At 59.1% G+C, this 19,791-nt stretch carries 21 protein-coding genes; 1 reads left to right on the top strand and 20 read right to left on the bottom strand.

Features of this window, described 5'->3' with window-relative positions; translation table 11 throughout:
• Positions 1-61: 61 nt before the first annotated feature.
• The 19 genes from rplS to ABC336_RS28670 form a co-directional block, all read right to left on the bottom strand.
• Positions 62-403 carry a 50S ribosomal protein L19 gene (gene rplS / locus ABC336_RS28760; protein WP_020615313.1) on the bottom strand — a complete coding sequence of 114 codons (342 nt, stop codon included), beginning with the start codon at positions 401-403 and terminating at the stop codon, positions 62-64.
• A 183-nt stretch (positions 404-586) separates the two neighbouring features.
• Positions 587-1,330 (bottom strand): tRNA (guanosine(37)-N1)-methyltransferase TrmD, encoded by a 744-nt coding sequence (gene trmD / locus ABC336_RS28755; protein ID WP_413241925.1) that lies wholly within the window; start codon positions 1,328-1,330, stop codon positions 587-589.
• A 3-nt stretch (positions 1,331-1,333) separates the two neighbouring features.
• On the bottom strand, positions 1,334-1,852 hold the full coding sequence (gene rimM, locus ABC336_RS28750; RefSeq protein WP_413241924.1) for a ribosome maturation factor RimM: 519 nt from the start codon (positions 1,850-1,852) through the stop codon (positions 1,334-1,336).
• A gap of 119 nt (positions 1,853-1,971) precedes the next feature.
• Entirely contained in the window at positions 1,972-2,202 is a 231-nt protein-coding gene (locus ABC336_RS28745) for a KH domain-containing protein (protein WP_413241923.1), read from the bottom strand.
• Between the two features lie 64 nt (positions 2,203-2,266).
• The gene (gene rpsP, locus ABC336_RS28740; protein WP_413241922.1) at positions 2,267-2,539 is read right to left on the bottom strand and encodes a 30S ribosomal protein S16; all 273 of its coding nucleotides are present in this window, start codon (positions 2,537-2,539) and stop codon (positions 2,267-2,269) included.
• A gap of 183 nt (positions 2,540-2,722) precedes the next feature.
• The gene (ffh, locus tag ABC336_RS28735) at positions 2,723-4,096 is read right to left on the bottom strand and encodes a signal recognition particle protein (protein ID WP_413241921.1); all 1,374 of its coding nucleotides are present in this window, start codon (positions 4,094-4,096) and stop codon (positions 2,723-2,725) included.
• A gap of 15 nt (positions 4,097-4,111) precedes the next feature.
• Entirely contained in the window at positions 4,112-4,507 is a 396-nt protein-coding gene (gene ylxM / locus ABC336_RS28730; protein ID WP_413241920.1) for a YlxM family DNA-binding protein, read from the bottom strand.
• Positions 4,508-4,624: 117 nt separating this feature from the next.
• Positions 4,625-5,626 (bottom strand): signal recognition particle-docking protein FtsY, encoded by a 1,002-nt coding sequence (ftsY, locus tag ABC336_RS28725; RefSeq protein WP_413241919.1) that lies wholly within the window; start codon positions 5,624-5,626, stop codon positions 4,625-4,627.
• A 40-nt stretch (positions 5,627-5,666) separates the two neighbouring features.
• On the bottom strand, positions 5,667-9,242 hold the full coding sequence (gene smc / locus ABC336_RS28720) for a chromosome segregation protein SMC (RefSeq protein WP_413241918.1): 3,576 nt from the start codon (positions 9,240-9,242) through the stop codon (positions 5,667-5,669).
• Positions 9,243-9,428: 186 nt separating this feature from the next.
• Entirely contained in the window at positions 9,429-10,133 is a 705-nt protein-coding gene (rnc, locus tag ABC336_RS28715; RefSeq protein ID WP_413241917.1) for a ribonuclease III, read from the bottom strand.
• The gene (fabF, locus tag ABC336_RS28710) at positions 10,123-11,364 is read right to left on the bottom strand and encodes a beta-ketoacyl-ACP synthase II (RefSeq protein ID WP_413241916.1); all 1,242 of its coding nucleotides are present in this window, start codon (positions 11,362-11,364) and stop codon (positions 10,123-10,125) included. Before fabF ends, rnc begins: the two co-directional genes overlap by 11 nt.
• A 182-nt stretch (positions 11,365-11,546) precedes the next feature.
• Positions 11,547-11,780, bottom strand: a complete 234-nt coding sequence (acpP, locus tag ABC336_RS28705; protein ID WP_020615324.1) for an acyl carrier protein — start codon at positions 11,778-11,780, stop codon at positions 11,547-11,549.
• A 93-nt stretch (positions 11,781-11,873) separates the two neighbouring features.
• Positions 11,874-12,626, bottom strand: a complete 753-nt coding sequence (gene fabG / locus ABC336_RS28700; protein WP_413241915.1) for a 3-oxoacyl-[acyl-carrier-protein] reductase — start codon at positions 12,624-12,626, stop codon at positions 11,874-11,876.
• A gap of 18 nt (positions 12,627-12,644) precedes the next feature.
• Entirely contained in the window at positions 12,645-13,574 is a 930-nt protein-coding gene (gene fabD / locus ABC336_RS28695) for an ACP S-malonyltransferase (RefSeq protein WP_413241914.1), read from the bottom strand.
• Between the two features lie 25 nt (positions 13,575-13,599).
• A complete protein-coding gene (locus ABC336_RS28690; protein ID WP_413241913.1) occupies positions 13,600-14,586 on the bottom strand; it encodes a beta-ketoacyl-ACP synthase III in 987 nt (328 codons plus the stop codon).
• A gap of 4 nt (positions 14,587-14,590) precedes the next feature.
• Positions 14,591-15,583, bottom strand: coding sequence for a phosphate acyltransferase PlsX (plsX, locus tag ABC336_RS28685; protein WP_413242634.1), 993 nt, complete (start codon positions 15,581-15,583; stop codon positions 14,591-14,593).
• Positions 15,584-15,585: 2 nt separating this feature from the next.
• Positions 15,586-16,158, bottom strand: coding sequence for a transcription factor FapR (fapR, locus tag ABC336_RS28680; protein WP_413242633.1), 573 nt, complete (start codon positions 16,156-16,158; stop codon positions 15,586-15,588).
• Between the two features lie 179 nt (positions 16,159-16,337).
• Positions 16,338-16,511 (bottom strand): 50S ribosomal protein L32, encoded by a 174-nt coding sequence (rpmF, locus tag ABC336_RS28675; protein WP_020615330.1) that lies wholly within the window; start codon positions 16,509-16,511, stop codon positions 16,338-16,340.
• Positions 16,512-16,552: 41 nt separating this feature from the next.
• Entirely contained in the window at positions 16,553-17,059 is a 507-nt protein-coding gene (locus ABC336_RS28670) for a YceD family protein (RefSeq protein WP_413241912.1), read from the bottom strand.
• 227 nt (positions 17,060-17,286) lie between these two features.
• Here ABC336_RS28670 and ABC336_RS28665 point away from each other — a divergent pair, with 227 nt between their 5' ends.
• Positions 17,287-18,528: a nucleotidyltransferase gene (locus tag ABC336_RS28665; protein WP_413241911.1), complete on the top strand. Its 1,242-nt coding sequence runs from the start codon at positions 17,287-17,289 to the stop codon at positions 18,526-18,528.
• Here the strand turns inward: ABC336_RS28665 and ABC336_RS28660 are convergent.
• Positions 18,518-19,564: a YlbL family protein gene (locus ABC336_RS28660; RefSeq protein WP_413241910.1), complete on the bottom strand. Its 1,047-nt coding sequence runs from the start codon at positions 19,562-19,564 to the stop codon at positions 18,518-18,520. The genes ABC336_RS28665 and ABC336_RS28660 overlap by 11 nt on opposite strands.
• Positions 19,565-19,791 lie beyond the last annotated feature (227 nt).

Genomic DNA, 19,791 nt, shown 5'->3' with positions numbered 1-19,791 from the left:
ACTCGCACTTAGCACAAAAAAACGAAAAGGGACTTGTTTGCGCAAGCCCCCTTGTCGTTCATTAGCGAATTTCTTTAATTCTGGCTGCTTTACCGCGCAGTTCGCGAAGGTAGTACAGTTTAGCACGGCGTACTTTACCACGACGAGCCACTTCGATCTTATCGATTTTCGGCGAGTTGACCGGGAACGTTCTCTCCACGCCAACACCGTACGAAATTTTGCGCACTGTAAAAGTCTCGCTGATGCCACCGCCACGGCGTTTGATTACCACGCCTTCGAAAAGCTGAATCCGTTCGCGGGATCCCTCAATAACTTTTACGTGTACTTTCAGCGTGTCACCAGGACGAAAGCTAGGAATGTCTTTCCGAAGCTGTTCTTGAGTAATTGCTTGTAGGATATTCATAAGTCGTATTTCCTCCTTCCATCATAGACGTTCTTGTAAGCTCGTCGGCTCCTGAGGAACCGGGTCATGGCCGACAGAGGACCGCCCGACTATTACAGACAACATTTGAAATTTTACCATATTCCGAGTCAGAATACAACTGGCAATCTGCACGCCGCCAAACGCCGGATTCCTGCCGGAAGACTAAGATCCCTCGTCCCTGCCGCCAAGTGCATCCAACAGCTTCCGCTCCTCAGGCGTCAGTTCCACCTGCTCCAGCAGCTCCGGACGGCGGGCAAGCGTGCGGAGCAGCGATTGCTCGCGCCGCCAGCTCTCGATCCGCGCATGATGTCCCGACATCAGCACTTCCGGCACCTCCCAGCCACGAAACGAGACGGGGCGGGTGTACTGCGGATACTCCAGCAGTCCGGTGCTGAACGAATCCGTCACAGCGGACGATTCATTGCCCAGGACGCCCGGCAGCAGACGGACGACGCTGTCGATGACAACCATCGCCGGCAGTTCACCGCCGGTGAGCACATAATCACCGATCGACAGCTCATCCGTCACCAGATGCTCACGGATCCGCTCATCGTAACCCTCGTAGTGGCCGCAGATGAAGATCAGATGCTTCTCCTGCGACAGCTCCTCCGCTTTGCTCTGGCGGTAAGGCTCGCCTTGCGGACACATCAGGATGATCCTTGGCTTCACATCCTCCTGCAGCCGGATATCCTCCACAGCCGAGAAGATCGGCTCCGCTTTGAGCACCATGCCGCCGCCCCCGCCATACGGGTAGTCGTCTACTGTATTATGCTTGTTGTTGGCATAGTCGCGGAAGTTCACCGCCTGCAGATCCACGATCCCTTTGTCCCTTGCCTTGCCCAGAATGCTCGTACCGAACACGCCCTCCAGCATCTCGGGGAACAGCGTCAACACATCGATCCGCATCGTCTACTCCAGCCCTTCCAACAGCCTGACGGTGACCAGCTTTTGCGGAACGTCTACTGCGATCAGCACATCATCGATCACCGGCAGCAAGAGCGGCTTGCCCTTGGCGCGCTCGACCACCCAGACGTCATTGGCGCCGGGACTCAAGATCTCGGTAATCTCGCCCAGCGTCTCACCGTCTTCCGTCACGACTCGGCAGCCGACAATCTCGTGGTAGTAATACTCGTCGTCCTCGAGCTCCACCAGATCCTCCTTGGCGACCTTGACCGCCCAGCCCTTGTATTGCTCGGCATCATTAATATGGTCGACGCCTTTCCATTTGACGATGAACATGCCTTTGTGCTCCCGGGCGCTCTGCACGGTCAGCGCCACGACCCGCCCGTCCGCAGGAGCGTGGAGAGCAAGCTTGCTGCCGGGTGCGAAGCGTACGTCCGGGAAGTCCGTCTGGGAGAGAATCTTGACTTCTCCCCTAAGCCCGTGCGTATTGACCAGCTTCCCGACATTCAACCACTCGATCATCATCCCGACCCTCCGTTTCTATCTGTCTTTGCCCAGGCGCCGAAGCCTGCGACATCCTTGCCAGTCTTGAAATTTGAAAAAGGCTAGGAACAGTTCCTAACCCCTTATATCTTGATATGATGTTAGGAGACAATGTCAACGACGACACGCTTCGATGACTTCACAGCAGCCGAGGCGACTACCGTTCGCAGCGCTTTGGCAATCCGGCCTTGCTTGCCGATTACTTTCCCCACATCCTCGGGATGAACGGAAAGAGCGTACACGAAGCCGCGATCGTCTTCCTTGACCTCGACACGCACATCATCCGGATGATCCACCAAAGCCCTAGCTATGACAAGAATCAATTCTTCCATCTCTAGGCCTCCGCAGGAAAGAGAGTGTTCAAAAGCGTCGCTTTTGAACACGCACTTCAAAGGATTATTTCTGCTGTCTGAGCTCATGAAGCTTGGTCATAACGCCGGCTTTGCTCAGAAGATTGCGTACGGTATCGGAAGCTTGCGCTCCGGTTTGCAACCATTTCAACGCTTTCTCTTCATCGATGTTCACTTGAGCCGGCTCTGCTACCGGGTTATACGTACCGATCTCCTCGATAAAACGACCGTCGCGCGGCGAGCGGGAATCGGAAACAACAACACGGTAAAAAGGCGATTTATGTGCACCAATGCGTTTCAGACGAATACGAACTGCCATGGAATTTCACCTCCTTCAAAAGCGCTCCCCACAAAGACGTTCCCCACAAAGTGATGCGTGGCTTTGAAGCTTACTCAAGTACTTTGCGGGGGCCCCGGTTTAAAAAGACCGCATCACGAGCTTCAAATAAAAGTTCAAAAAGTCGGTTTTCAGCCGTAATCAAAAGCGGACTTTTAAACCACCTTAAAAAGGGAACTTCATGCCTTTGCCCATCAGGCCTTTAAGGCCCTTCTTGCCGCCCTTCGGCCCCTTTGGACCCATCATCGACGAAAATTGCTTCATCATCTTGCGCATATCGTCGAATTGCTTGATCAGCCGGTTCACATCGGCCACCGACGTGCCGCTGCCGGCGGCAATCCGTTTGCGGCGGCTGTGATTCATAATCTCCGGCTTGACCTTCTCTTCCTTGGTCATGGATTGGACGATCGCCTCGACGCGGCCGATCTGACGCTCGTCGACCTTGATGTCCTTGAGGCCCTTCATCTTGTTCATGCCGGGCATCATCTCCAGCAGCTGATCCAGCGGCCCCATCTGGCGCACTTGAGCCATCTGCTCCAAGAAATCGTCGAACGTAAACTCAGCATTGCGCATCTTGCGTTCCATCTCGGCTGCTTTCTCGGCATCGATATTGGTTTGCGCCTTCTCGATCAGCGACAGCATGTCGCCCATACCGAGGATCCGCGAAGCCATCCGCTCCGGATGGAACGGCTCGAGGGAATCGATCTTCTCGCCCATCGCCGCGAACTTAATCGGGCAACCGGTCACCGCCTTGACCGAGAGGGCGGCGCCGCCGCGGGTATCGCCATCCAGCTTGGTGAGGACAACCCCGGTCAGCTCGAGCTGCTTGTGGAAGCTGTCGGCGACGTTGACCGCATCCTGACCAGTCATCGCGTCGATGACGAGCAGCACTTCATCCGGCTTGACGGCTTCGTGAACCTGCTTCAGCTCATCCATCAGCGCTTCATCGATGTGCAGCCGACCGGCCGTATCGATGATGACGTAGTCGTTGCCGTTATCCTTGGCATGCTGCAAGCCGGAGCGAGCGATGTGAACGGGATTCTCCTGATCCCCCATCGAGAAGACAGGGGCCTGGATCTGCTCGCCAAGCACCTGCAGCTGCTTGATGGCTGCCGGCCGGTAGATGTCACAGGCGACCAGGAGCGGCTTGTGATTGCTCTTCTGCAGCAGCTTGGCCAGCTTGCCGGTGGTCGTCGTCTTGCCGGCGCCCTGCAAGCCTGCCATCATGATGACGGTGGGCGGGCGGTTCGCCTTGGCCAGCTTGCTCTGCGTGCCGCCCATGAGCTCGGTCAGCTCTTTGTTGACGATGTCGATGATGACCATGCCAGGCGTGAAGCTCTTCATGACTTCCTGTCCGACCGCTTTCTCCTTCACCTTGCCGATGAAGTCCTTGACGACTTTGAAGTTAACGTCAGCCTCCAGCAACGCCAGACGCACCTCGCGCATCGCTTCCGCTACATCGTCCTCGGACACCTTGCCCTTGCCCTTCAGCTTGCTGAACACATTTTGAAGCCGCGCGGACAATCCTTCAAACGCCATTCCCGTCACCTCCCGTTAAGCTTGTACCTCTTCCTGCTTATCTATTGGCGCCGATCCATCGCGTGGCGAGATCCGTTCCCGGAGCAGCTTGTGCAGCGGTTCGGCACTGCCGGTCGGCAGCGCGCTTACCGCTTTCTCCAGTCTGACGAGCCACTCTTGCTCGCGCTGATGGCTTGCCAGCAGACCAAGCCTGGTCTCATATGATTCGAGCGCGCCTTCGGCCCGTTTCACATGCTCGTAGACGGCTTGCCTGCTGATCGCAAATTCGGCTGCGATCTCGCCAAGCGAGAAATCATCATGGTAATAATATTTGAGAAACGTCTGCTGCTTCTCGGTCAGCAGCGGTTCATAAAAATCAAACAACAGATTGACCCGATTGGTCTTTGCAAGGGCGCCCGGTTCAGTAGTCACTGCCAGCCCCTCCCTGTTCCGTTAGTTGAATCCGTTGTAAAGTCACAACACTTGACACCGTGACAACGCTCCTTATTCTACCTTATCGCAGCACTGCGTGTCAAGCGCCGAACCTTGTCAGTGGTTTGACTGTTCCGTCTCGGCCTCTTTTTGGATCAGGCCGGCGAACAGCGCATGGACGAACTGCTCGGAATCAAACTGCTGCAGATCCCCCATCTTCTCGCCGAGACCGACGAATTTGACCGGCAGATTGAGCTCATTGCGAATCGCGATGACGATACCGCCTTTGGCGGTGCCGTCCAGCTTGGTCAGCAACAGCCCGGTGACGCCGCTCTTCTCGCCGAACAGCTTGGCCTGGCTCAGCGCATTTTGCCCTGTCGTCGCATCGAGCACGAGCAGCACCTCGTGGGGCGCATCCGGCACCTCGCGCTGGATCACCCGAAAAATCTTGTTCAGCTCTTCCATCAGATTGCTCTTGTTCTGCAGACGACCCGCTGTGTCGCACAGCAATACATCGACGCCACGCTGCTTGGCCGCCTTGACCGCATCGAACATAACCGCCGCCGGATCGGCACCCGGGTGCTGCTTGATGACATCGACGCCGACCCGTTGCCCCCACACCTCCAATTGATCGATTGCGCCAGCACGGAATGTGTCGCCCGCCGCCAGCAGCACGCTCTTGCCTTCGCTCTTGAACCGGTGTGCCATTTTGCCGATCGAGGTCGTCTTGCCGACGCCGTTGACTCCTACGAACAGGATTACGGTCATGCCGCTAGCGGCCATCTTCAGTCGCGGATCCGCTTCGCCGCGGAGCATCTCCACAAGCTTCTCGGAGAGCACCGGCTGCAGGTCTGCCGCATCCTCGATCCGCCGTTTCTTCACTTCCTTGCGCAGGTCGTCGATCAGCTCCATGACCGTATTGACGCCAACGTCGGCTCCGATCAGGATTTCTTCGAGCTCCTCGAAGAACTCTTCGTCGATTTTTTTGCGGCGGGTGATCAGCTCCTCCACCTTTTCAACGAACGCCGTACGCGTCTTGCTCAGCCCATCCTTGAACACCGTAGTGACCGCTTCGGTCTTGCTGGCGATGCTATCCTTCAGCCGTTTAAAAAAACTCATCTCTCTTCTTCCTTCCTTCGTCTATCGCTACTAGTAAAAACTAAGCCGATACGGCTTCCTCGTCTTCGAGACGAACCGATACGAGCTTCGACACGCCGCCTTCTTCCATCGTTACGCCATAGAGCACGTCCGCTTCCTCCATCGTTCCCTTGCGGTGAGTGACGACGATGAACTGCGTCAATCCCGAGAACTCGCGCAGATATTGCGCAAACCGGGCGACATTGGCTTCATCGAGCGCCGCTTCCACTTCGTCCAGGACGCAGAACGGCACCGGCTTCACCTGCAGGATCGCGAACAGCAGGGCAATTGCCGTCAGAGCCCGCTCGCCGCCGGAGAGCAGCTGCAGATTCTGCAGCTTCTTGCCAGGCGGCTGGGCGACGATGTCGATGCCTGTGTCGAGCACCCGATCCGGCTCCACCAGGACAAGATCGGCCCGTCCGCCGCCGAACAGCTTGGAGAAGACGATACTGAAATGACCGCGGATGGCTTCGAAAGCAGTCCGAAACCGCCGTCCCATCTCCTCCTCCATCTCGCGGATGACCTCGTACAGTGTCGTCTTGGCTTCGATCAGATCTGTTTTCTGCTCATTGAGGAACTCGTAACGCTCGCGTACCCGCTCGTACTCGTCGATGGCGCCCAGGTTGACCTCGCCGAGCGAGGTGATGCTGCGCTTGAGCTCCCGCACCTCCTGCTGGGCCGCCGGGACGTCCTCGGGCACCGGGTAGCGCTCCTTGGCCAGCTCGAAGCTGAGCTCATGCTCCTCGCTGAGCTTGCGGAGCAGGTTGTCCAGCTCGACGTCCAATCGATTGGCCGCGATCTCGGTCTGCCGCAGCCGTTCTTCGACTTGCCGGAGCTGCACGCGCTGCTCCTTCGTCTCGCTCTCGCCCTGCTCCAGCTGGCGCAGCAGCTCGGCGCGGGCAGCCCGTTTGAAGTCGGTCTGCTCGCCGCACTCCTGCTTCTTCAGCCGGTAATGGTTAAGATTCTCCGTCTGCCGGACCGTCTCCTCCTGATGGCGGGTCTGCTCTTCATCCTGCTGTTTCAGCAGGCCTCGTACAGCAGAGAGCTCCTGCTTGGCGCGGGCGATATCGCCACGGACCCGGGTTGCGTGATCTTCATACGAGTGCTTCTCCTGCTCCGTCTTGGCAACGCTGATCTTCATGTCGGTCAGTTGACCCTGGAGCTCTTCTTTGGCGGATTCGCTCGCCTTGCGGATTGCCTCGGCCTGGCGGATCGCTTCCTGCAGCCTCGCCTCTTCGCCCGTCTGCTCTACAAGCCTGGCCTGGGCTGCTTCGGCCGCTGCCGCCAGATCCTGACGCTCGCTGGCATGGCCCTGCAGATCCTGCGCGAACAGCTGCTTCTGCTCGCCAAGATGACGCGACTCATGCTCCAGCTGCTGCAATTCCGCCCGCAGCTGCTGCTCGTCGATCCGGCACTGCTCGCTCCGCCCTCGGAGCTCCTCGAGATTCTGATTGCGGATGGACAGATCCTTGCGGATATCATCCATCTTGTCCTTCAGCCTGGACAGCTGTTCCGAGGTCTCGCGGATATCCGCATCCAGCTGCTCGATATGCCGGCTCCGGCCGAGCAGATTGGCGCCTTTCTTCTGCAGGCTGCCGCCCGTCATCGATCCGCCGGCATTGACGACATCACCCTCCAGCGTGACGACGCGAAAACGGTACTGGCACCGGGAAGCGATCCGGTTGGCCTGCTCGAGATTGGCGGCGATCAGAACGTTGCCCAGCAAGTTCTGGATGATCGCCCGGTAGCGGTCTTCACATCTGACCAACTCGGCTGCGACGCCGACAAACCCTTCCAGCGACTCGACCATTCGCTTGTCCTGCTCAGGGATGTGCCGCGCCCGGATGACATCAAGCGGCAGGAAGGTCGCCCTGCCGAGCTGACGCTGCTTCAGGAAGCTGATCGCCGTGCGTGCAGCACGCTCATCTTCCATCACGACATGCTGCAGCGCACCGCCGAGCGCTGTCTCGACAGCCACCTCTACACGCTCCGGCACGGACATCAGCTCAGCTACCGCCCCATGCACGCCCTGCAGACCCTGCTGGCTGCGTCTGGCCGCTTTGAGCACTTCGCGGACACCGTGCATGAAGCCGTCGAGACCCTGCTGCATCTCCTTCATCGTATCGCGTCTTGACGTCAAGGCATCCTGCTTTTGCTCCCACTTGCGGTACGTGGCCTGCGCCTCTTCGAGCAGCTTCTGCAGCTCCTGCAGGCGCTCGCTCTCGCCGATATATTTGCCGCGCACGCTGTCCAGTTCGTTCATCGTGGCTTGCAGCCGGCGTTCCAGATCTTGCTTCCGGCTGAGCAGCTTGGCTTGCTGCTCCTGCCACTTCGTCTCCTCGTCACCGAGACGTTCGACCCGGCGCTGGACCGCCTCCTGCTGCTGCTCCGCATAGCGGATTTCGTTGCGCAGCTGAGCCATCGTGCTCAGTACCTCGAGCAGCTCGCTCTTCAACGTTTCTTCGGCGGTGCTGCCGGCTTCGCCGGCGACGCCTGCGAGCCGCGCCTCCTCGGCTTGCAGCTGCTCTCGGAGCCCTCCCAGGGAACGCTCGAGCTCTGCCGCCTTGGCACGGTATGATGCCTCCTCAGACGTCAGCGCAGCGATCCGCTGGTCATGCGAGGCGGCGCTTTCTTCGAGCTGCCGTCTGTTCTGCTCCAGGTTGCGCTTGCGTTCCTTGAGCACCTCGCCGTAGCCTTCGCACTTTTCATACTCTTCGCTGTACTGAAGCATCGCTTGATGCAGTACCTCAAGCGCTTCCTCCAGCTCCCTGAGCTGCTGGCGCTCCTTCTCCAGGTGGGCGTCGTGTTTGTTAACAAAGGCGGACAGCGCAACCTGCTCCTCTTGCAGCTTTCTCAGCTTCTCCGCCGATTCGTTCCAGGACTGGTGCACCTGTTCGATCTGGTGCACGTAGAGCGAGATCTCCTTTACTTTGAGTTCTTCGCGCAGCGCCTTGTAGCGTATCGCTTTCTCCGATTGCTCCCGCAGAGGACCGACCTGATCCTCCAGCTCCGAGACGAGATCGTGGATCCGAAGCAGATTTTGCTCGGTGTCGTCGAGCTTCTTTTGAGCTTCGCGTTTGCGCGATTTGTATTTGACAATACCTGACGCTTCTTCGAAGATGCCCCGTCTGTCTTCGGACCGGGTGCTCAGGATCTCCTCGATCCGGCCTTGGCCGATGATCGAATACGCTTCCTTGCCGATGCCGGTATCCATGAACAGCTCGGTGATATCCTTCAAGCGGCATGCTTGTTTGTTAATCAGATATTCGCTGTCTCCGCTGCGGTGTACGCGCCGCGTAACCGTAACCTCGTTGAATTCCAGGGGCAGTGCCTGGTCGGTATTGTCGAGAGTCAGCGAGACCTCGCCGTAACCGACCGGTTTGCGGGAATCGCTGCCGGCGAAGATGATATCCTCCATCTTGCCGCCGCGCAGACTTTTGGCCGATTGCTCGCCAAGCACCCAGCGGATGCTGTCCGAAATATTGCTCTTGCCGCTGCCATTCGGTCCGACCACCGCTGTGATGCCGGGGACGAACTCCAATTCGGTGCGGTCGGCAAAAGATTTGAAGCCTGCCAATTCTATACGTTTCAGGAACATAGTCGTACCTTCACCTCAACAGCTATTGTATCATAACCGGGCTGCGCCCGACATAGCCAACCTTTCAACCCGAGTGGCGCTCCGCGTGGAAGCGAATGAACTCGTTTTTCGAATTCAGATCCCCTCATAATCAAAGAAGATCCCGGCGCCGCCGGGACCTTCTCAGTTGCTTCTATAGTGGCCTGCTTACGAATGATGTGCCGCATCCAGCCGTTCCCACGCTTCCGAAGCCGCCTGCTGCTCCGCCTCTTTCTTGGTGCGGCCGCTGCCGCTCCCATAGCGTTCCTGGCCGATATGCACCTCGACCACAAATTCGCGGTCATGGGCCGGCCCGCGCTCTTCCAGTACCCGGTACTCTACGCTGCCCAGCGCTTGATGCTGGGCGTGCTCCTGCAGCTTGGACTTGAAGTCCTTGACCAGCATCGGGCCGTCATTCTCGATATGCGGGAACACACGGGAGCCAAGAAAATCCCGGACTCGATCCAATCCCTGATCCAGATACAAAGCGCCGACGAATGACTCGAACAGGTCCGCCAGCAGCGCCGGGCGCTGGCGCCCGCCAAGCTGCTCCTCGCCCCGCCCGAGCAATACATGCTCGCCGAAGTTCAAAAGTTCAGCGAATCGGGCAAGCGACGGCTCGCACACGATCGAAGCCCGCATCCGCGTCAGCTCGCCTTCGGGCCGCTTCGGATAGGTGCCATACAAGTACTCGGATACGAGCAGCTGCAGCACCGCGTCTCCCAGAAACTCCAGCCTTTCATTATCCTTGGCCGTCCCGTGCTTGTGTTCGTTGACGTACGAGGTATGAGTGAAAGCCTGCTTCAGCAGTCCCGGACGCTCAAACGTCAGCTGGAGCTCTCGCTGAAGCAGCTGAAAATGATCATGCTTCATACTTCTTCATCACGATAGTCGCATTATGTCCGCCGAACCCAAAGGAGTTGGACATGGCAATGCGAACGTCCGCCTGACGCGGGTGATTCGGCACATAGTCCAGATCGCATTCGGGGTCCTGATCCTCCAGGTTGATCGTCGGCGGTATGATACCGTGACTCAGGGTAAGGCCAAGGATGACCGCTTCGACGCCGCCCGCCGCTCCCAGCAGATGACCGGTCATCGACTTCGTCGAGCTGACGGCAAGCTTGTACGCATGATCGCCGAAGGCCCGTTTGACGGCTATCGTCTCCGAGCGGTCGCCGACTGGCGTCGAGGTGCCGTGAGCGTTGATATAATCGACCGCTTCCGGATCGATGCCGGCATCCTTGAGCGCTCGGGTCATGCAACGGGCGGCGCCGTCGGGATCCGGCTCGGTCATATGATGGGCATCGCCGCTCATGCCGTAGCCGATCACCTCGCCGTAGATCCGGGCGCCGCGCTGCAGCGCATGCTCCAGCGACTCGATGATGAGTACGCCGGCCCCCTCGCCCATGACGAAACCGTCACGGCCCGTATCAAACGGTCGGCTGGCTTTGTCTGGCTCGTCGTTGCGGGTGGACATCGCCCGCATCGAGCAGAAGCCGGCCATCCCTGTCGGACGAATCGTCGCTTCCGCCCCGCCGCAGATCATGACGTCCGCTTCGCCGCGCTGGATCAGCTTGTACGAGTCGCCGATCGAATGCGTCCCGGTCGCGCAGGCAGTGACCGCGGTGCTGTTGGGGCCTTTGGCGCCAGTGCTCATCGACACCTGTCCGGAGCCCATGTTGGCGATCATCATCGGGATGAAGAACGGGCTGACGCGCTTAGGTCCTTTCTCCAGCAGCACATTGTGCTGGTCCTCCCAGGTGCCTAATCCGCCGATGCCTGAGCCGATCATAACGCCGATCCGCTCGGCATCGACATTGCCGCCGATCTCGATGCCGGCGTCGCGGATCGCAGCCTGGCTGGCCACGACGGCAAATTGCACGAAGCGGTCCATCCGCCGTGCCTCCTTGCGGTCGATCCCATAATCCTCGGGATTGAAGTTCTTGATCTCGGCTGCGATGCGCGTCGGGTAGTCGGAGAAGTCGAATGCTTCGATCTCCGAAACGCCGGATTTGCCCTCCAGCAGACTGCCCCAGAACGTGTCCAGCTCATGGCCCAGCGAGGTCATGACGCCCATGCCGGTAACTACTACTCTCTGCTTCACAACTATCACCCCTACAGATTGCAAAATAAAGTGCATAACTTACGAACATTCACGGTCTTGCCAATATATAAAAGGCTTTCAGCCTCGCATTCCTTAATCGCTAATTCATACGTTCCACTATCGCAATAATGTTGTATAGATGGAGAGAAGTCCCGCTATTGTCAGGCGGGACTCTTGTAACCTTACGTATGAGATTGTATGTAATTCACTACTTCTCCCACAGTGGTGATTTTCTCTGCATCTTCATCAGAGATCTCCAAGTCGAACTCGTCTTCAAGTTCCATGACCAATTCTACAACATCGAGAGAATCAGCGCCTAGGTCATCCTTAAAAGATGCTTCCAGTGCTACTTCAGCTTCGTCAACGCCAAGGCGGTCAACGACGATGCGTTTTACGCGATCAAATACGTCGGACATCCAAGTCACCTCCTCTTTGGTATTATACGAGAATTGAAGATAAAATGCCATACGGGCGAGAAAGGAATCTCGAACAGGCTCTATAGCTGCCAGTCAGCCCATGTACATGCCGCCGTCGACATGGACGGTCTGCCCTGTCATGTAGCCTGCCGCATCCGATGCAAGGAATCGAACCGCGCTGGCGATGTCCTCCACCCGGCCCAGCCGGGCCAGCGGGATCTGCCCGCCCAGCTGCTCCCGCATCTCCGCTGGCAGCTTGTCTGTCATCTCGGTCTCGATGAAGCCCGGGGCGATGCAGTTGACCGTGATGCCGCGTGAAGCAAGCTCTCGCGCAGCGGATTTGGTCAGACCGATCACGCCCGCCTTGGCGGCCACATAGTTGGCCTGCCCCGGATTGCCGAGCGCGCCCACGACCGAAGAGATGTTAATGATCCGTCCGGCCCGCTGCTTCATCATCGGGCGCGTGACCGCCTTGATGCCGTTGAAGACGCCTTTCAGATTGGTCTCGATCACCTGATCGAACTCCTCTTCCTTCATCCGCATGATCAGATTGTCTCGGGTGATACCGGCGTTATTTACCAGTATGTCCAAAGAACCGAAGGCTTCAATCACCTGCTTCACCATCGCTTCGAACTCATCCGTCTTGCCGACGTTGGCCTTGATCGCGACCGCCCGTCTCCCCAGCGCCTCCACCGCTTGCGCCGTCTCGCTGGCTGCGGCTTCGCTGCCGGAGTAGTTGATGGCGACATCGGCGCCAGCCTCGGCGAGCGCCACCGCAATGGCACGTCCGATGCCGCGGGATGCGCCGGTTACAAGCGCTGTCTTGCCTTCCAAGCCTGCGAACATTGCAGCACCTCCTCCACGTTAATTAGTCGTATATGCCTCTATGGCACCGGCATTGTTGATACTGACCACGCGCACGGACTTGTCGATCTTGCGGATCAGACCAGCCAACACAGTACCGGAGCCGATCTCGATGAACGTATCCACGCCGTGATCCAGCATATAGCGGACACTGTCCTCCCACAGTACAGGCGAGACCACCTGCTCCGCCAGCAGCCTGCGGATCGATTCGCTATCCGTAACCGGACTCGCCGTTACGTTGGCGATGACCGGAACTGCCGCGTCCTGCAGCTGCAGTCCGGCCAGCACGCCGCGCAGCTGATCAGCAGCAGGCTGCATCAGCGAGGAATGGAACGGCCCGCTGACCTCGAGGGGGATCGCCCGCTTGGCGCCCGCTTCTTTGCAGCGCTGGACGACAGCCGCCACTCCCGCTGCCGAGCCCGACACGACGATCTGGCCCGGACAGTTGACGTTGGCCAGCTCGACGATACCGCTCTCCCCGCTGACTGCTTCGCACAGTCGGCCGAGCGCGGCCCGCTCGGCCCCCAGAACAGCTGCCATAGCCCCCTCGCCGCCAGGCACCGCCTGCTCCATAAACTCGCCGCGCGCCCGCACGGTTCGCAGCGCATCCTCGTATGAGATCGCGCCGGCGGCTACCAGGGCGCTGTACTCGCCCAGGCTGTGACCGGCGACGTAGTCCGGCTGGACGCCGTGTATTTTGAACGCCGCCAGCAAGGCTGTACTGACAGCCAGCAAAGCCGGCTGCGTATTGGCCGTCTGCTTGAGCTGCTCCTCGGGACCTTCAAAGATCAGCCGGCTAAGCGCAAAGCCAAGCGCTTCGTCGGCACGATCGATGATCTGCCGCGACGCTGCCGCTGTCTCGTATGCATCCTTCCCCATCCCGACCGCCTGCGCGCCCTGGCCGGGGAAGACAAAAGCTAACTTGCCCATCCGTTCACACTCCTTCCGGCTTCTTTTACCATGTCAATACCGATGCTCCCCAGGTCAAGCCGCCGCCGAACCCGACCATGACGACCGTATTGCCTTCTTTGATCCGCCCCTCTTCGACAGCCTCGGCCAAGGCGATCGGGATGGATCCGGCGGATACATTGCCGTACTTGTCCAGGTTGACCATGCACTTGTCCTCCGGCAGCTGCAGCCGGTTCAGCGCCGACTGGATAATCCGGATATTGGCCTGATGCGGCACCAGCAGATCGATATCTTCTTTGCCCATGCCGGCTTTGCGGAGCGCCTCTTCCGCCGCATTGCCCATGATGCGCACGGCGAACTTGAACACCTCGCTGCCCGCCATCTGGATGAAATGCTGACGTTCGCCAATGCTCCGCTCCGAAGCCGGTACACGGGATCCGCCGCCGCACACCTTGAGCAGATCACCGCCCGCGCCATCCGCACCGAGCTCAAAGGCACGGAAGCCCCGGCCCTCCGGTACCGGGCCGATCACGACGGCGCCGGCGCCGTCGCCGAACAGGATGCACGTATTGCGGTCGGTGAAGTCTGTTATCCGCGACAAGCATTCCGCACCGACGACGAGCGCGTGCCGGTACATGCCGGAGGCAATCATGCTCGACGCTGTCGCCAGTCCATAGATAAAACCCGAGCAGGCGGCCGACAGGTCGAAGGCCGCCGCTTTTGACGCGCCCAGCTTGTCCTGAAGGATACACGCTGTCGAAGGGAAGAACATATCGGGTGTAATCGTCGCAACGATGATCAGATCCAGATCCTCCGCTGCGATGCCGGCCGCCTGGAGCGCCGCTGCCGACGCCTCAAGAGCAAGGTCGGATGTCGCTTGCTCGGGCGCGGCCAGCCGCCGTTCCCTGATCCCGGTCCGGGAGACGATCCATTCGTCATTGGTCTCCACCATCTGCTCCAGCTCCTGATTGGTCAGGACCCGCTCCGGGACATACTTGCCTGTGCCTAATATGCCTACTGGCTGTAAGTTCATTGCTTCACTCTCGCTTCCCGCTTATTTCCGAGGTTATCGCCTGTATCAAGCGGCCTTCCACCGCCGTTCTGGCCTGGCGCACGGCATTGAGGATCGCCACGGCATCCGAAGATCCATGACTCTTCAGGACGAGCCCTCTCACACCGAGCAGCGGTGCTGCACCATGCTCCTTATAGTCCATCTTGCGCCTGAATTCGCGCAGCTTCGGCAGCATGATCACAGCTGCCAGCTTGGTCAGCCACGATCTGCTGAACTCTTCCTTCAGGACGCCGAAGACGGTGCCTGCCGTACCCTCCATCGCCTTCAACAGGATATTGCCGACAAAGCCGTCGCAGACGAGTACGTCGCAGCCGCGCGTCAGCACATCGCGGGCCTCCACATTGCCTACAAAATGGATCGGCGCCGCTGCGAGCAGATCGTAGGCGGCCTTCGTCATCTCATTGCCCTTCTTGGCTTCTGTGCCGACATTGAGCAAGCCGACACGCGGCTTTGCCAGCCCGTGCATTTTTTGGCGGTAGATACTGCCCATCAGACCATATTGCAGCATATGCTCCGGCTTGGCGTCCATATTGGCACCCAGATCCAGAGCCAGCAGCCCGACATTGTCGAGCGTCGGCATCATCGGCGCCAGTGCCGGCCGCTCGATGCCTTCGATTCGGCCGAGTATGAGCAGCCCTGTCGCCATCAGCGCCCCGGTATTGCCAGCCGAGATCATGGCGTCGGCTTCGCCTTCGCGGACCAGCGTGCCGGCCACAACCATCGAGGATGCTTTTTTGCGGCGCACGGCGCGCACCGGCTCTTCATCCGGGCCGATCACATCGTCGGCATGCCGAACCTCGATATTGGCCGGCGCGGAAGCGAGCAGCGGCTGGATCCTGGCTTCGTCGCCGACCAAGACGATCGTCGTATCGGACCAGGCCGCCGCCGCTTCGATCGCGCCTTTGACTACGGCTTCCGGGGCGTGGTCTCCCCCCATTGCATCGATTGCAATCCGGATGTTCATCCCCCCCCCTCTATTCGACTGCCCGAACGGAATATGACAAATTGCCCCTGGAAGACCATTTCTTCCCCGACATATGTAATTACCTCAACCTTGGCCTTGCTCCCCTCGCTGGGAGCGGAACGGACATAGGCCTTGGCGATGCACTTCTCGTGCAGCTTGATCGGCCGGATGAACCGCAGATCCGCCGAAGCGGTGAGCGCGATCTCGTCATCGATGACGGCGACGGCCAGCGAGTTGGCCTGGGCGAAGATATGATGTCCTCTGGCAATGCCGGTGCGCGAAAACACATGCTCCTCACGAATCTCGAATAACGAGATGCCGCTCTTGTCCAGATGAAGATCGACGATATCACCGATGATCTCATGCATCGGCAGCGAGCGTACCGGATCATAAGAACGTTCGGCCATCAGCTTGATGCGCTCGCGCAGCTCTGGAATCCCGAGCTCCAGCCGATCCAGACGGATCGTCTGAATGCTCACTTTGAGTCGTCTGTTCAGTTCTCTGTCAGTCATAAACGGATTGTCTTCTATGAGCTTGGCCAGCTGCTGCTGCCGCTCACGCTTGGGCAGACGTTCGATAGCCCGCACCACCTTACTCATCTAGTATCAGATCATATTATTACCAGGTACCAATCCAGTATAAAGAAAAAACAGTTCGGAAGCAACGGCTGCGCGGAAGCTGTGAAGGGCAAAAAAAATAGCACCCCACCAGAGATGAAGTACTACTTCAATACTAATAAAAGGTGGTGCTATTGCTTGATAATCTCTCTCGATTTGTAGGTTCCGCACACTTTGCACACGCGATGAGCCAGTTTCAGCTCTCCGCATTGGTCGCATTTAACCATGCCCGGCACAACAAGCTTGAAGTGTGTGCGGCGCTTGTCGCGGCGTGTTTTGGATGTTCTTCTTTGTGGTACTGCCATCTATCCCACCTCCTTCACAAAAATCAGGCTCTCACAGCCTGTCAGTCCTTAAACAAGTCCTTCAAAGCCGCCATCCGGGGATCGATCCGCTCTCCGGAGCAGCTGCAGTCAGTCTCATTGCGGTTGACTCCGCACTGCGGGCACAGCCCCTTGCAGGTGTCGCTGCAAAGCGGCACGAAAGGCAAATGCAGCAGCAAGGCTTCTTCCAGATAAGGCTCCAGGTCGAACTTGTCTTCTTCGACGACGATGACGTCCTCTTCGGGCGGAGCGGCCGACTCGGGAACCGCTAGCTTGAACCGTTCGGAGAATGCTATATCCAGATGCTCGTTGGCAGGCTCCAGACAACGGGAGCAGGCAAACGCCACATCGATGGACATTTCGCCTTCCAGCCGGACGACACGAGCCTCGGGAAGCGCGTCCAGACGGACGGCTAATGGTCCGGCTTCCAGCACATCCTTGCGCCCCTTCAGCAAGTCCGACACATCCAGTGATGCATGGAACGGCTGCGGCATGCCCTTGGACAGCACGTCTTGAATTCGCAATATCATGTTATCAGCTCCAAATGTGTTCGAAAAAGCTCCACCTTTTCAAACAAACAAAATTTATTATATCGACCGGGCCTATGCTTTGTCAACAATTTCATTGAATTTGTAGGCGTCCACAGGCATTCATGCTATATTTAAAAAATCCCCACAAAGCGGAGCCTTGCCTTCGAAGCCTAATCAGGCACTTTGCGGTTGGCCCCGAAACATACAAATTCCAAGGAGGCGCGCCATTGCGAACAGTCGGGCTCATCGTGGAATATAATCCGTTTCACAACGGACATCTTTATCATATGCAACAATCCGTCAAACAAACAGGCGCCGAAGCCGTCGTGGCCGTCATGAGCGGCCATTTCCTGCAGCGCGGCGAGCCGGCGCTGCTGGACAAATGGGCGCGGACAGAGATGGCGCTCGCGGGCGGCTGCGACCTGGTCATCGAGCTGCCGATCGCCTATGCCGCCCAACCGGCAGAATGGTTTGCCTATGGCGCCGTATCGCTGCTCGAAGCTACCGGCGTAGTCGATGCGCTCTGCTTCGGCAGCGAGAGCGGCGACCTGGAACGCCTGGCGCGGAGCGCCAGACTCCTGGCAGATGAGCCGCCGCGCTTCAAGGAGCTGTTGCACGCCGTGCTCGGGCAGGGCAGCAGTTACCCCGCAGCTTACGCAGCAGCGGCGGACGCCTATCTCCGAGAGCAGGGGACCCCGGAGACCGCTCTCCCGGACCTCGCCAGTCCCAACAATTCCCTGGGTCTGCATTACCTGATGGCGCTTGAGCGAATCAGCAGCCCGATCCGGCCTTATACGGTGCTCCGGCAAAAGGCCGGCTATCACCAGGAGGACATCACCGACAGCCGGATCGCCAGCGCCACAGCAATCCGGCAGCTGCTGGCCTCCGGCGGGGCGCTCCGGGATATTGCCCCCTACGTCCCTGCTTCCACTCTGACGATCCTGGAGCGCGAATGGCATGCGGGCAGAGCCCCTGTCAGCTGGGAGAGCTTCGTCCCCCAGCTGCTCCACCTTCTTGCCTCCTCGTCGGCTGAGCGCCTGTCCTCCCTGCACGGGATGAGCGAAGGGCTGCAGTATCGGCTGCTTCGGGCGCTGCCGCAGCTGCAGGCTGCCGATTTTGAGCAGCTGCTGGCGCTGGTCAAGACGCGCCGATATACGCGGACCAAGCTGCAGCGGGTGCTGCTGGCCGTCCTGCTGGGCCACAGCCGCGACGAGCTAAAGCCTGCCCGGCTGGGGACAGGCATTCAGTATATTCGAGTACTTGGCTTTACTGGTACAGGACAGAAGCTGCTGGCGCGGATGCGCAAGCAGGCCAGACTGCCGGTGCTGCTCAGCGCTGCCCGTCCGCCGGCCGATCTGCCGTATCTCGAGCTGGACGTCCGGGCGTCCGCCGTCTACGCGGTGGCTCAGCGCCCGCCAAGCGGCAGCGCCATGTACCGCGATTACCTGCTGCCGCCGATCAGGATCTAGCGGTCGGCACTTCCCGGCGCAGCGCCTCGATCGCCTCGCCGATAGAAGAGACTGCGATCACCTTCATCCCGCTGCCGATCTGCCGCGCCCGGGCAGCGGCTTCTTCGGCGTTCTCGCGAGGCGCGAGGAACAGCTCGGCGCCCATCTGCTCGGCAGCCGTGATCTTCAGCGAGATCCCGCCGATCGGCCCCACCTCTCCAGACGGATCGATGGTGCCGGTACCGGCGATCCTGAGTCCGCCTGTCAGATCGCCTGGCATCAGGTCGTCGTACACTTGCAGGGCGAAGATCAAGCCCGCCGACGGGCCCCCGATCTCCCCTGCATCGATCCGTACGACATGTGCGGGATCGTCCGGCTCCAGCTTGCGCAGCTCGGCAAGCTGCAATCCGCCCAGTGCTTGCGGGAGCCCGCCGGCTCCCGCGTCTGCCGGGGGTTGCTGCAGCACGGTTGTCACGAACTGCTCCCTCCCCTGACGGATGATTGTCCACTGCAAGCTATCGCCGCCCCCGCGCCCTTCCAGCAGCTCTGTGAGCGTCTGCGCATCTTTGAACGGCAAACCTTCCAGAGCCTGCAGACGATCTCCGGGCCGCAGTCCTGGCTCGGCCGTCTGCGGGGCATCCGTAACGACGAGCTGCTCCGGAACAATGCGGTACGGCACCTCTGCCGCGCGGTAAGCGGCCTCGATAGCATTGCTCTGCGATTGCTGCATGACATAGACGAGTCGGGCCGCGTACTCGGACTGACTCCGATCGCCGATAATCTCGCGTTTGCTGTACAACAGCATGTCCGGATTCCACATCGATTGCAAGCTCATCCAATAATTCGCATAGGTCATCCGGATGGTCGTCAGCATAAAGCTTCCTCCGGTATCCCGTTCCCCTCCGGCCGTCTGAACCATCGGGCCCACCGGCGCCACCAGGCCGGGGGTGTATACTGCGTACGGTGTGGGTACATACAGCAGGCAGAGCATGAGGATCGCCGCTGCCACAGCCCAACGGACGACCGTACCCGGCCGGCCGCGATGCTCAGCATTCATGGCTGACCTCCTAAAAGTTTTCCGAAGGAACCCTCCCTTCGGAAGCATAGACGTAAGTTTTTCGCCGAAAAACGATCTTCGAGAGCATCAGCTCAGACCGGTGCATGGTCTAAGCGATAGCTTGTTCGCGTAAACATAATGACAACTGTACATTTGAGGCTGGTACGGATAGCCAGCCTATGTCAACTTGCTTTGCCCTTATTATGCCCTTCTGGAGGTCGAAGGTT

It is taken from the genome of Paenibacillus jepli (assembly GCF_047238105.1).
Taxonomy (GTDB): Bacteria; Bacillota; Bacilli; order Paenibacillales; family Paenibacillaceae; genus Paenibacillus_D.
Note: the sequence above shows the minus strand (reverse complement) of the source record. Positions and strands in the feature narration are given on the sequence as shown.